This window comes from Komagataeibacter saccharivorans, from assembly GCF_003207825.1.
In the GTDB taxonomy this organism is placed as follows: Bacteria; Pseudomonadota; Alphaproteobacteria; order Acetobacterales; family Acetobacteraceae; genus Komagataeibacter; species Komagataeibacter saccharivorans.
Window position 1 is genome coordinate 1 of record NZ_NKTY01000018.1, and the last position, 12114, is coordinate 12114.

The 12114-nt window shown below is 60.8% G+C and carries 14 protein-coding genes; 10 read left to right on the forward strand and 4 right to left on the reverse strand.

What is annotated here, in order from left to right; translation table 11 throughout:
- From CFR79_RS10685 to CFR79_RS15905, 9 genes are all read left to right on the forward strand, one after another.
- A partial coding sequence (locus CFR79_RS10685) for a zinc-binding dehydrogenase (protein WP_146220131.1) occupies positions 1-628 on the forward strand: 628 nt, incomplete at its 5' end.
- Positions 629-634: 6 nt separating this feature from the next.
- A complete protein-coding gene (locus CFR79_RS10690) occupies positions 635-1138 on the forward strand; it encodes a prolyl-tRNA synthetase associated domain-containing protein (RefSeq protein WP_110547902.1) in 504 nt (167 codons plus the stop codon).
- Between the two features lie 257 nt (positions 1139-1395).
- Positions 1396-2484, forward strand: a complete 1089-nt coding sequence (locus tag CFR79_RS10695) for a GlxA family transcriptional regulator (protein ID WP_102323928.1) — start codon at positions 1396-1398, stop codon at positions 2482-2484.
- A 3-nt stretch (positions 2485-2487) separates the two neighbouring features.
- Positions 2488-3360 (forward strand): formyltetrahydrofolate deformylase, encoded by an 873-nt coding sequence (gene purU / locus CFR79_RS10700; RefSeq protein WP_110547903.1) that lies wholly within the window; start codon positions 2488-2490, stop codon positions 3358-3360.
- A 99-nt stretch (positions 3361-3459) separates the two neighbouring features.
- Complete coding sequence (lhpI, locus tag CFR79_RS10705; protein ID WP_258373542.1) at positions 3460-5223, forward strand: cis-3-hydroxy-L-proline dehydratase; 1764 nt, start codon at positions 3460-3462, stop codon at positions 5221-5223.
- Positions 5224-5473: 250 nt separating this feature from the next.
- Positions 5474-6262 carry an SDR family NAD(P)-dependent oxidoreductase gene (locus CFR79_RS10710; protein ID WP_110547904.1) on the forward strand — a complete coding sequence of 263 codons (789 nt, stop codon included), beginning with the start codon at positions 5474-5476 and terminating at the stop codon, positions 6260-6262.
- A 107-nt stretch (positions 6263-6369) separates the two neighbouring features.
- Positions 6370-7185 carry an adenine nucleotide alpha hydrolase family protein gene (locus CFR79_RS10715; protein WP_110547905.1) on the forward strand — a complete coding sequence of 272 codons (816 nt, stop codon included), beginning with the start codon at positions 6370-6372 and terminating at the stop codon, positions 7183-7185.
- A gap of 53 nt (positions 7186-7238) precedes the next feature.
- Positions 7239-7631, forward strand: a complete 393-nt coding sequence (gene crcB, locus CFR79_RS10720; RefSeq protein WP_408884568.1) for a fluoride efflux transporter CrcB — start codon at positions 7239-7241, stop codon at positions 7629-7631.
- 11 nt (positions 7632-7642) lie between these two features.
- Positions 7643-7816 (forward strand): hypothetical protein, encoded by a 174-nt coding sequence (locus tag CFR79_RS15905; protein ID WP_162900495.1) that lies wholly within the window; start codon positions 7643-7645, stop codon positions 7814-7816.
- 584 nt (positions 7817-8400) lie between these two features.
- Here the strand turns inward: CFR79_RS15905 and CFR79_RS10725 are convergent.
- Positions 8401-8859, reverse strand: coding sequence for an RrF2 family transcriptional regulator (locus tag CFR79_RS10725; RefSeq protein ID WP_110547906.1), 459 nt, complete (start codon positions 8857-8859; stop codon positions 8401-8403).
- A 79-nt stretch (positions 8860-8938) separates the two neighbouring features.
- Between CFR79_RS10725 and hmpA the strand changes: the two genes are divergently transcribed.
- Positions 8939-10144: an NO-inducible flavohemoprotein gene (hmpA, locus tag CFR79_RS10730; RefSeq protein ID WP_110547907.1), complete on the forward strand. Its 1206-nt coding sequence runs from the start codon at positions 8939-8941 to the stop codon at positions 10142-10144.
- A gap of 51 nt (positions 10145-10195) precedes the next feature.
- Here hmpA and CFR79_RS15910 read toward each other — a convergent pair whose 3' ends face one another.
- The 3 genes from CFR79_RS15910 to CFR79_RS10740 all read right to left on the reverse strand — a co-directional run bounded on the left by CFR79_RS15910 (position 10196) and on the right by CFR79_RS10740 (position 12049).
- Positions 10196-10357 carry a hypothetical protein gene (locus CFR79_RS15910; protein ID WP_181417417.1) on the reverse strand — a complete coding sequence of 54 codons (162 nt, stop codon included), beginning with the start codon at positions 10355-10357 and terminating at the stop codon, positions 10196-10198.
- 69 nt (positions 10358-10426) lie between these two features.
- Complete coding sequence (locus CFR79_RS10735; RefSeq protein WP_110547908.1) at positions 10427-11602, reverse strand: lytic transglycosylase domain-containing protein; 1176 nt, start codon at positions 11600-11602, stop codon at positions 10427-10429.
- 102 nt (positions 11603-11704) lie between these two features.
- Positions 11705-12049 (reverse strand): hypothetical protein, encoded by a 345-nt coding sequence (locus CFR79_RS10740; RefSeq protein WP_102323920.1) that lies wholly within the window; start codon positions 12047-12049, stop codon positions 11705-11707.
- Positions 12050-12114 lie beyond the last annotated feature (65 nt).

Sequence of the window (12114 nt, forward strand, 5' to 3'; positions counted from 1 at the left end):
GGTCTGCTACATCGGCTGCGGCGTCACCACGGGTATTGGCGCGGTGCTGTTCACGGCCAAGGTGGAAGCCGGTGCGTCCGTTGTGGTGTTCGGGCTGGGTGGTATCGGCCTCAACGTGATCCAGGGTGCGAAGATGGTCGGGGCTGACAGGATCATCGGCGTGGACATCAACCCCGCACGCGAAGCGATGGCGCGTAAGTTCGGCATGACCGATTTCGTCAACCCGAACGATCTGGGACCGGATGGCGATATCGTGGGCCATCTGGTGGAACTGACCGGTGGTGGGGCGGACTACTCGTTTGAATGCGTGGGTAATCCCACCCTCATGCGGCAGGCGCTGGAATGTGCGCATCGGGGCTGGGGCGTGTCCACCATCATCGGTGTTGCGGGTGCGGGACAGGAAATCAGCACGCGCCCGTTCCAGCTCGTGACCGGACGGCGGTGGATCGGCTCGGCCTTCGGTGGCGCGCGCGGGCGTACGGACGTGCCCAGGATCGTTGACTGGTATATGGAAAACCGCATCAACATCGACGACCTGATTACCCACACCCTGCCGCTGGAGCGCATCAACGAAGGCTTCGACATGATGGCCCGTGGCGAGAGCATCCGTACCGTCGTGGAGTTCTGAGCCGTGATGGAAACCGGCCAACGGCTGCTTGACCTGCTGGCCGAACTCGACATCCAGCCCGAAATCCTGTCCCATCCGCCGGTGCGCACCGTTGAGGACGCGGAGGCCTACTGGGGGGATATACGTGGCCAGCACACCAAGAACCTGTTCCTGAAGGATGCAAAGGGGGCGATGTTCCTGCTGACGGTCCCGGCGGACAGGAAGGTCGATCTCAAGAAGCTGCCGCAACTGCTGGACTGCAAGCGGCTGTCCTTTGGCAGTGCGGAGCGGATGATGGAAAGGCTGCAGACCATACCGGGGTCACTCGGCCCGCTCAGCATGATTGCGGATACGGATCATCAGGTGCGTTTCGCCATTGATGCCGCACTTCTGCAGGGTGATTACATCACCATGCACCCGATGGATAATACGCAGACATTTTCCATCAGTCCTGATGACCTGCGTAAATTTCTCCACGCCCTCGGGGTGGAACCGCTGGTCGTCACCTTTACCGATGCGGAGACGGTCTGACCGTCTCCCCCGTAACATGGCGCAGACTGTCCATATGGATGGTCCGGAAAGGGGGACGGGACCATCCTGTCCCCCTGTGTGCATCTGGCGTGGATGCGCATGGCCACAGCCGGACAGATTATATTTAATGCCGTAATGAAATAAATTTCTGTCGCATAAGGAAAAGTCGGGGGCGATACTGTCTCATACTCTCATGAATACGCCATCGGGGTAATCGGTCGGTCATTGCCGTGCGGCCAGGCTGTGCAGGGGTAAGCATGATGCGTTTTCAGTCCGATAGTGCCAGGCCAACCCCACGTCTGCGGGTCGGCATCATACTGGCGGAAAATTTCACGCTTTCCGCTTTTTCGCTGTTTGTCGATTACCTGCGTCTTGCAGGGGACAAGGACGATAACAGCCGTCCCATCCTGTGTAACTGGACGATCATGAACAGTCGCCCCGATCCGGTGCGTTCAAGCTGCGACATCCCGATCAGCCGCCATAGCGAGTTCCGCGATCCTTCCGAATTCGACTGTATCGCGGTTGTCGGCGGCCTGCTGCATGGCAGGCGGCAGGTGGATGACAGCACGCTGCAGTACCTGCGCCGCGCCGCCAGCGCGGGTGTCACGCTGATCGGGCTATGCACCGGCGTCTTTGTCCTGTGCCGTGCGCGGGTGATGGAAGGCCGTGCATGCTGCCTGAGCTGGTATCACCGGCAGGACTTCATGGAGGAGTTTCCCGAACATGAAGTCGTCAGTGACCGGATGTACCTGGTCGAAGGCGATCGCATTACCTGTTCGGGCGGCGGCGGGACCGCGGACATGGTGCTGTACCTGATCGAACAGTATCTGGGCCGTCAGGTCGCCAAGAAGGCAAGTCATATCCTGCTTCTGGACCGTCCGACGCGAAGCAATGCGCCATTACTGCAACCCTATCCCCCCATTATTGATGAAATAAATCATATTACTGATTCCCGTATCCGTCGCGCGGTGCTGGAAATGGAACAGAATATGAATGAACCGGTTTCGATCAGTCGGCTGGCATCCTATCTGGGCATATCCTCGCGCCAGCTTGAACGCCTGTTCCAGACGACGCTGGGCATGAAACCGACGGATTTCTACCGCCTGATCCGCCTGCGTTACGCGCGCTCCCTGCTGCAGCAGGGGGAACTGTCGGTCACGGAAATCGCGGTCGAGACAGGGTTTTCAGACTGCGCGCATTTCTCCCGGCATTTCAAGTCCATGTTCGGCCAGAGCCCGAGCGAGGTCAGGGGCGCGAAACGTCTGGTGCCCGACGGTGGCATATCCTTCATGCCCGAACGTTCGCTGACGGAACGTGTCGGCGTGCGTCTGTTTGAGGAGTTGTAACGGGTGTCTCCATCACAGGAAACGACTGCGTGGGTCCTGATTGTCACCTGCGACAGTGTGCCCGGCATTGTTGCTGCATTTTCCCGCACGCTGTTTGAAACCGGCGGTAATATCATTGAAATGAATCAGTACAATGACGTTGCCAATGGCCAGTTTTTCATGCGCATCTATTTCACCCATCCCGGTGGGATGACCGATGATGGGCTGCATGCTGAACTGGCGGCGGTTGCGGGTCGTTTCGGGGCCATGTGGTCGCTGCGCAATACGGCGGTACGGCAGAAAGTGCTGATCATGGTCTCCCGCTTCGATCACTGTCTGGCGGACCTGCTTTACCGCTGGCGTATTGGCGAACTGCATATGGACCCCGTCGCCATCGTATCGAACCACCCGGTCGAGGCCTGCGGGCAGGTGGATATGGGCACCATCCCCTTCCATCACCTGCCGATTACGCCACAGACCAAGGCCATGCAGGAAGACCGCCTGCGCGAACTGATCGGGCAGACCGGCGCGGAACTGGTCGTTCTTGCACGGTATATGCAGATACTGTCTGATGAGCTTTCGCGTGAACTTGCGGGGCGCTGCATCAATATCCATCATTCTTTCCTGCCCGGCTTCAAGGGCGCGCGGCCCTATCATCAGGCGCATCGGCGGGGGGTAAAGCTGATTGGCGCGACCGCTCATTACGTTACGGCCGATCTGGATGAAGGGCCGATCATCGAACAGTCCGTGGAACGCATCAGCCATTCGGATACGGCGGAAGACCTGATCCGCAAGGGGCGTGATATCGAAAGCCGCGCCCTGTCGCGTGCCGTGCATTACCATCTGGACGGGCGGGTCATCATGCACGGCATGCGCACGGTGGTATTTGGCGATTAGGGGCGCGGATCAAACACGTTTCCTTGTCAAAACATTTGTCCTGACATACAGATTGACCGCCGCAGGCGCATCCGCGCGGCAGATCAGCGGGGACAGGGCATGACCGGATCGCAGGCCGCCGAAATGAAAGCCGGACGCACGCTGGCAGGACGCATGCTGGTGCAGGGCAGGGCGCAGGCCCCGCTGCTTTATGCCGATATGGGGCTGAGTTTCTGGGGCGCGGTCGATCCCTTCACGGGGATGGTGGTTGACAGTCACCACCCGTTAAGGGGGGCCTGTCTTGCGGGCAAAATACTGGCCATCCCCAAGGGGCGGGGGTCATGCACCGGCAGCAGCGTCATGCTGGAACTGATACTGAACGGACATGCGCCAGCGGGCCTGATACTGGCGGAACCTGACGAAATTCTGGTGTTGGGTGTGGTTGTGGCCAATTTCATGTTTGGCCGCTCCCTGCCTGTGATCTGCGTCGGTCACGATGCCTTCGCCACCCTTGAACATGCGCGGTCCGCCTGTATGGCGGATGGTTGCGTCATGGTAGGTGAAAATGTCCATATTGCCGATACGAAACCAGCACAACGGCAGGCCGGGCATACGGTTTCCTTAAGCGCATATGACCGTAGCGTGCTGGATGGCGCGCATGGGAAAGCCGCGCAGGCCGCCATGAATATCGTGCTGGAAATGGCAGCGCTACAGAATGCGGACAGGCTGATTGACATCGGGCAGGCGCATATAGATGGCTGTATCTACACCGGCCCCGCAAGCCTGCGTTTTGCGCGGCAGTTTGTGGAATGGGGTGCGAAGGTCCGGGTCCCGACCACGCTCAATTCCATCTCCGTCGATCAGCGGCGCTGGCGTGCGCAGGGCGTAGATCCATCATTGGGCGACCCGGCGGCGGCACTGGGTAATGCGTATGTGGAAATGGGTGCGCAGCCCAGCTTTACCTGCGCGCCCTACCTGCTGGATGGCGCGCCGGTGCTTGGTGAACAGATTGTATGGGCGGAATCCAATGCGGTCGCGTTCGCCAATAGTGTGCTGGGTGCGCGTACGCTGAAATATCCGGATTATCTGGACCTGTGCGTTGCACTGACGGGGCGCGCGCCTTTTGTCGGTACGCATTGCGATAGCGGACGGCACGGGACCGTACATATTGCGGTGCAGCCGCCCGATAATGCCGATGAATCCTTCTTCGCGCTGCTGGGCTATCATATTGGCCTGTTGAGCAGCACCGAAATCCCGGTGGTAAGCGGGTTGCAGGACATGGCGCCGGATCGGGACGCGCTCAAGGCCTTCAGCGCGGCGTTCGCCACGACTTCCGCCGCGCCGATGTTTCATATCGTTGGTGTTACACCCGAAGCCCCCACAGTGCAGGCCGCCCTTGGCCATAAACCGGCACGGCGTGAATATGGGGTGCGGCCGGGCGATCTGGTCCAGTCGTGGCAGGAACTCGATAGCGCCGCGGAAACGGCCATACAGCTTGTATCGCTTGGTAATCCGCATCTCTCCCTTGAGGAGTGCGGGCATCTGGCTGCCCTGTGCAACGGCAGGGTCAGGAATGACGGGACCGAATTCATTCTGACCATGGGGCGCGAGATCCATGACCGGGCCAGCGCGGCCGGTTATATCAAGGTACTGGAAGCATTCGGCGCGCAGATCATAACCGATACATGCTGGTGCATGATCGGGGAGCCGGTCATTCCCCGCAATACCCGGACATTGATGACCAATTCCGGTAAATATGCCCATTACGCGCCCGGTCTGGTCGGCAGGCAGGTGCGTTTCGGCAGTCTGGCCGCCTGTGTTGATGCGGCCGAGACCGGAACAGCCCTGAAGAAACTGCCCGCATGGCTGATGCCGCCCGGATGATACATGGCGTAAAGATACTGATATGGTGATGTTTTCGTATTTTTGCTTTCGGGCTTCGTCAAAAGAAAGTTTTTGGTGAAGCTTTTTTCAAAAAGCTTCGGAAGCTGTCACCCCAGAATTTTCCGCCGACATCTGGCGTCTCCATGCGTTTATCCCATCAGGCGGGCAGGGCGTGCGCCCGGCTGGCCGGGTTGCGCGACGGCCCCTTTTTGTACGATGCTGCCTGCCTGAACGGATATGGGAAAACGAGATGCGCATTGATCTGACAGGTCGCAAGGCCATTGTAACAGGTTCGACAGGCGGTATCGGACTGGCCATTGCAAAGGGGCTTGCCGCCAGCGGGGCACAGGTCGTGGTGAATGGGCGGCGGCCCGAAGCGGTTGAACGGGCCGTGGCTGCGCTGTCCGGCCTTGGTTCTGGCGGTGCGGTCGGCTTTACGGAAGATCTGGGCACGGCTGCCGGGTGTGCGGCGCTGGTCAAGGCCCATCCGGATTGCGATATCCTGATCAACAATCTGGGGATATTCGAGCCCAAGGATTTTTTCGACACCCCCGATGAGGACTGGAGCCGGTTTTTCGAGGTCAACGTCATGTCCGGGGTACGGCTGTCGCGTGCCTACCTGCCGGGCATGCAGGCGCGGGGCTGGGGGCGTGTCGTGTTCATATCGTCGGAATCCGCGTTCAATATCCCGGTGGAGATGATCCATTACGGCTTCAGCAAGACAGCACAGGTTTCCGTCGCGCGCGGTCTGGCCGAACGGATGGCCGGAACTGGGGTTACGGTGAATTCCGTGTTGCCGGGGCCGACCCTGTCCGAAGGACTGGCGGAGATGCTCAGGCCCGAACAGGAAAAAACCGGCAAACCGCTGGAAGAAGTGGCAGCGGAATTCGTCATGGCGCATCGGCCCAGTTCGATCATCCGCCGTGCCGCCACGGTGGAGGAGGTGGCGAATATGGTGGTCTATCTTTCATCCCCACAGGCATCGGCCACGACCGGGGCATCCGTGCGCGTGGATGGGGGCGTGCTGAGCACGATCTGAACGGCGTAAAACGGGCCGGGACGGCAGGGAATGGTACACAGGCCGTGCATCCGTTCCCCGGCTGCGTTAGGCCCTGCCAGACCGGTATGGCAGGAAGGGGAACGACAATGAAAACGGCACTGGTCATCCTTAACCGCCCGCAGGATGTGACCGGCCTTCTGGCTGCCGGGCTGTCGGTTCTTCGTGCTGTTGGGGGCATGGCGATGAGTGTTCTGGCCGCGCGTGAACCGCCCGAGGACACTATCGTGCCGACCGAGGAAATGCTGACCGACACGGATCGCGCCCGTATCCGCGCGCAGCAGCGTGAATGGGCCGACGGGCTGCATGACCGCTATCACGACTGGCTGGCAAAGTGCCGCGCGGATGGCACGCTGGGGGAGATGGAAACCAACTGGCTCGATCCCGAAATATCGGTTGAGCGGATGATCCGTGCCTATGCCAGTGAGACCGACCTGATCGTAATCGGTTTTCCCCAGTCGCATGACAGTGACCAGAAACGCCGCGCCGTGCGGGCCGCGATATTTGATTCCGCCCGGCCCGTGCTGTTCATCCCGCCTGGCTGGGATGGCCCCGTGGGTCGTAATGTCCTGCTGGCATGGAAGGATACGGCCTCCTGCCGCAGGACATTCCTTTCAGTGCGGCCGATCCTTGATGCGGCGCGGGATGTGGAAATCGTGGGTGATGGCGCGGGGTCCGCCGTGGATAAACTGCTGCCGGGGCTACAGGTCACGCCTGTCATGGCGGATGATGGCGGTGCCCCGGTGGAACTCGCCGCAGCCCTCCTGCGGCTGTGTCGTGACAACGGGCGCGATATGCTGGTTATGGGGGGATACGCGCATGGCAGGCTTTATAACCACATTATTGGAAGCGTTACGCAGATCATGCTCGAAAGTCCCGAAATCCCGATTTTCCTGCAGCACTGATCGGGTCATGTGGAACCGCATTAAACAAGAGAATGTTCATGGATTTCGATAGATTGTCCGCAACCTTGTGGATCGCGGCGGGCGGTGCGCTGGGCACGGTCGGGCGCTACTGGGTCGGTATCTGGATGGCGCGATGGAGCCAGAGCCTGCCATGGGGCACAATCGCAATCAATGTGACCGGGTCTTTCGCCATCGCGTTTTTCGCCACGCTGACAACAGCGGCGGGGCGCTACCCGGTATCGGATGTGGGACGCCTGTTTTTCATGGTTGGCATCTGTGGCGGGTATACTACGTTTTCATCATTCACGTTACAGACGCTTGACCTGCTGCGTGGTGGTGCGCCGGGTCGTGCCCTGCTGAATATCGGCATTTCCGTCGTTTTGGGCATGCTTGCGGTATCAGCGGGTTATCTGGTCGCCGAACGCCTTAACCAGACAACCGTATAGGAGTGCCGCGCATGCCCTGGACACCTGACGAGGCCGAAAAGCATACGCACAAAGCTACTACCCCGGTCCTGCGCAATCTGTGGGCGAAGGTCGCCAATGAATGTCTGGACCGTACAGGTGATGAAGGCCGCGCGATCCGCGAGGCAAACGCCGTCGTCGCCCGTCATGCACAGGCGGATGGCTGATTACGGAACGATATCTGCAAATGGAAGCCCGTTACTGTCCGGGCTTCCATCCGCATCTTACTGTCATACGAAAAATATCAGCGCGGTTGAAATCGCGAATGCCGTTGCCAGCAGGGCGGGGCCGATGATGTCCCATCTGTCAAGACGTCCGGCCTGTGAAGTGCCAGTATTACGCTGGCGGCGCGAATACATCCACATTGCAAGGCTCCTGTAGCCATATTCCCGGTTGGGTCGTGTGTGTCAGTAATGACTGTACGGATCGGGCTTCATATGAAGATCAGCGACAGCCATAATGCCAGTGTCAGCAGAAGAACCCCAATGCCCAGTATGGTCATGATATTGGGATTTGAGCGGTATCCAGTTCCCATAACCATGGCAACCTCCAGTTCGGCAGGAAGATCCTTCCGATACCACGCCATATGGGTGGGCGCAGGGTGGCCGGAAAGGGGGCTGCTACCGCGTGAAGGCCCAAAAAGAAGCACGCCCGATCACAAAACAGGCATCACCCACTGGTCCTGTTACCGCCCGGTTTCCGGGGCAGGTTGCTGAACGAAGCAGGGCAGGAAACCGGTTTGGGCAGGGCGTCAGGTCGCCGCCTGCGTATTGCCGGAACGGGTCAGGCGTTGCCGTTCCGCCGGGGTGATGACATCAGCCAGCGTATGGCTGTCCAGCACGGCCATGAAGGAGCCCATCGCCTGTCCCAGCACGCCGCGCAGGCGGCACGCATCGGCCAGAATGCAGGGTGCGTCCTTGCCCGGTTCCATCTGCATGCAACTGACCAGCGCCATGTCGTCCTCGGTAAAGCGTACGACATCCCCGATCCTTATGGTGGATGCCGGGCGGGCAAGACGCAGCCCGCCGCCACGCCCGCGCACGGTTTCGATGAAACCGCCAAGGCCAAGCCGGTGGATGATCTTCATCAGGTGATTTTCCGAAATACCGTAGGTTGTCGCGATTTCACGGATGGATGAAAGCCGTTCGGTATGGACGGCCAGATACATCAATGTTCTCAGCGCATAGTCGGTATGTAGGGTCAGTCGCATGCTTAAAGATATACAGACTTGACATCTTTTTTCCAGCGGACTTTAAAGATGTGCGAAACATACATCTTAGGAGTCAGAGATGGCCGCTCCCCTGGACGACAAGACCCGCGCGATCATCACGGCCTGCGTGCCGGCACTGGAAGGTCACGGGCTGGCAATCACGACCGAAATGTACCGGCGCCTTCTGGCCAACCCGGCCATTCGTGACCTGTTCAACATTTCCCACCAGAAGGATGGGGAGCAGCCCCGCGCGCTTGCGCTGGCGGTTCTGGCCTATGCGCGGCATATCAATGATCCGGGCGTACTGGGCGCGATGGTCGAACGCATTGCTGAAAAGCATGTCGGCCTGAATATCCTGCCCGAACATTACCCGTATGTGGCCGAGGCCCTGCTGGGGGCGATCGGGCATGTTCTGGGCGATGCCGCCACGCCGGAAATTCTGGATGCGTGGGGCAAGGCCTACTGGTTCCTTGCCGATATCCTGATCGGGCGTGAAAAGGAGATTTATGAGGCGCATGAGGCAGCGCCCGGCGGCTGGATCGGCTGGCGGCCCTTCCGCGTAGCCCGTCGCGTGCGTGAAAGCGAGACTGTTACGTCCTTTGAACTTGTCCCCACCGACGGCCAGCCTGTCATGCGTCATCAGCCCGGTCAGTATCTCAGCTTCCGCCTTGACGTGCCGGGGCATGGATCGCAGCGGCGCAATTACAGCATTTCCTCCGCCCCTGATGACAGCGTCTATCGCATCAGCGTGCGCCGGATCGAAGGCGGTGTCGTATCGGACTGGCTGCATGCCAGCGTGGATGAAGGCACCGAACTTCTGGTTTCGGCCCCGGCGGGTGATTTCGTGCTGGAGCAGGCGCCTGCAATAACCCTGCTGAGTGCGGGTGTGGGTCTTACGCCGCTTATGTCGATGCTGGATACGCTGATGGGTGCAGGCAATGCGCCCGCCCTGCATTATATTCACGCCACCCGCACCCCGCAGACCGAGGCATTCGGCAGCCACGTGCGCACTCTCGCGGCTGGCGGGCGTATCCGTCATGATGTGTTTTACAGCCGTGAAACCCCGGCGGACGACGTGGTGGATGCGGGCACGACGCAGCACGCCGGTCACCTTACCCCCGAGTGGCTGAAGACGCAGGTCCAGCCCGGCGGTGTCTATTACATCTGTGGTCCCGATGCGTTCATGCGCAGCATGGTCGCCACGCTGAAGGAAGCCGGGGTACCCGAAAAGGCGATCCGGTTTGAATTCTTCGGTTCCGCAGCGGATGCCGAACTGGCGGCGTAAGGGACGCCGCCATCCGTTACCGCCCCCTGTCGTCAGGCAGGGGGCGTTTTTTTACCAGTGCCCCCTTGGTCCACCCCGGTAGGGGCCGGGTCCGTTGTGGCCACCACGGTAATAACCATCATGCCAGCCGCGATGGTGATAGCGTGGTCCGTAACAGCCTGCGACGGAGAGCGCCAGAACAAGCGTGGTCAGTATCCTTAGGGTTTTGTTCATCGCAACCTCCTGCGGGATGCAGGTAGGAACGCCACGGGACAGGAAAGGTTTTGCGGGCGGTGGCGGGGTTCAGGTCCGGTCCGGCACGGCGAAGCAGGCCATGGCATGGGCATGCAGCGTTGCGCAGGCCGTGCTGGCATCGGCGGGCGCGAAACCGATCAGGCGCGCGCGGTAAAGCGTGCCCCCGCTTGCCGGAACCGGCATGACCACGGCGGAAAGCTGACCGCCATTGATGCCAATCATGCGCCGCGTGGTATCCAGTGCGCTACGGGCCTCGTTACTGGTGGAAAACGCACCCACCTGAACCGCCCAGCTTCCGTGGGCCGCGGCGGTGTAGCTGACCGGCTGGACAAAGGCCGGTCGCGCGGGCAGGCCCGGTTCACCCACGGGCTGCGCGCCATCGGGTATGACAGCATCGCGCGATACCGTATCATCCGCGACCGAGGCCACCTGCCGGGTTCCCGCGCTATCGGCATGCGGGGTGTCCTGATCCATCAGGCACGGCGAAGCAGGGTCATAGGCGGCATCGGCATTGCGCAGGCATCCATCCGCCGTGCGTGACAGGGCAGCGGCCTGCGCTGGCATGACCTGCGCGCCACCACCACCGGCATAGGCGGCATTGGCATTGATGCCATCAGCACTGGCCAGCATGACCGGGGCCGCCATAGGGGCCGACGGGGCGACGCCACCACCCAGATTGGGCGTGATCGCCGCGACGTACTGCACGGTTTCATCGGGCAGTGGCGTGCCGTTCTGCCGCCATGAATCCACGCGCTCCGGCCCGGCGTTGTAGGCGGCCAGAAAATCCGGTGCGCCAAACCGGTCATACATCAGCCGGATATAGGCAGTCCCGGCCATGATGTTGTCATGGGGTTCGTACGGATCGCCGCCCAGCCCGTACTGGGTCTGCATGTCGGCATAGGTTTCGGGCATTAGCTGCATAAGGCCCATCGCCCCGGCATCCGATGTGGTGAGCTGGCCACCCAGATACTCCTTACCGCCGGATTCCTGCTGCATGACGGCGCGTATCCATGAATCCGGCACGCTGAAGCGGGTTGCGGCTTCCTGTATATAGGGGCCCCACGGATCATCAGCCGTGCCCGGCGCGTGGTAGATGCGCTGTCCTGCCGTGGCGAGGGGACCGCGCACCGTCTGCGGTGTCGTGGTACACGCCGCCATGGCCAGCGTTAACGCGACAGACAGCCCGAACCGGCATCGTGCGATGGCATCCGTGCCCACGGCCATGATCTTCTACCTTTGCCCTGTAATATGTCCCCTCATATCAATCCCGGTCCCTGCGCCGCAATCAACTTTGTGCAGGGACGGGCAGGGAAGGCCGGTTTTCGATCAGGGCAGGAAACCCGCGCCCATCACATCGTCAATCAGGTTGTCAAGGAAAGTGCGGTGGCGTCCGCTTCCCCCGTCGGAAGGGGACTGCTCCCCGGCCTGCGCCTCTGCGGGCGGCGGCGGGTTCTGGCCTGACGCCAGACGCCACAGATAGTCGGAGCGCGTGCGTTCCTCTTCCATGGAAACGGCGGCCCTGCGCAGGTTCTCCAGCGCCGTTTTCGCAGCCGGGTTGCCATGTTTCACAAGGGGAAGCAGGGCTTCAGCCGCGTCGCTGACACGGGCCTGACTTTCCTCGATCTGGGCGCGGACGTTGAAATAGGCTTCCGCGATGGCTTTTGTGTCCATGACCTCTCTCCGCATGCATCTGGAACATGAACGTAGCGCAACGCCGGTCCGGACGCCAATCAATG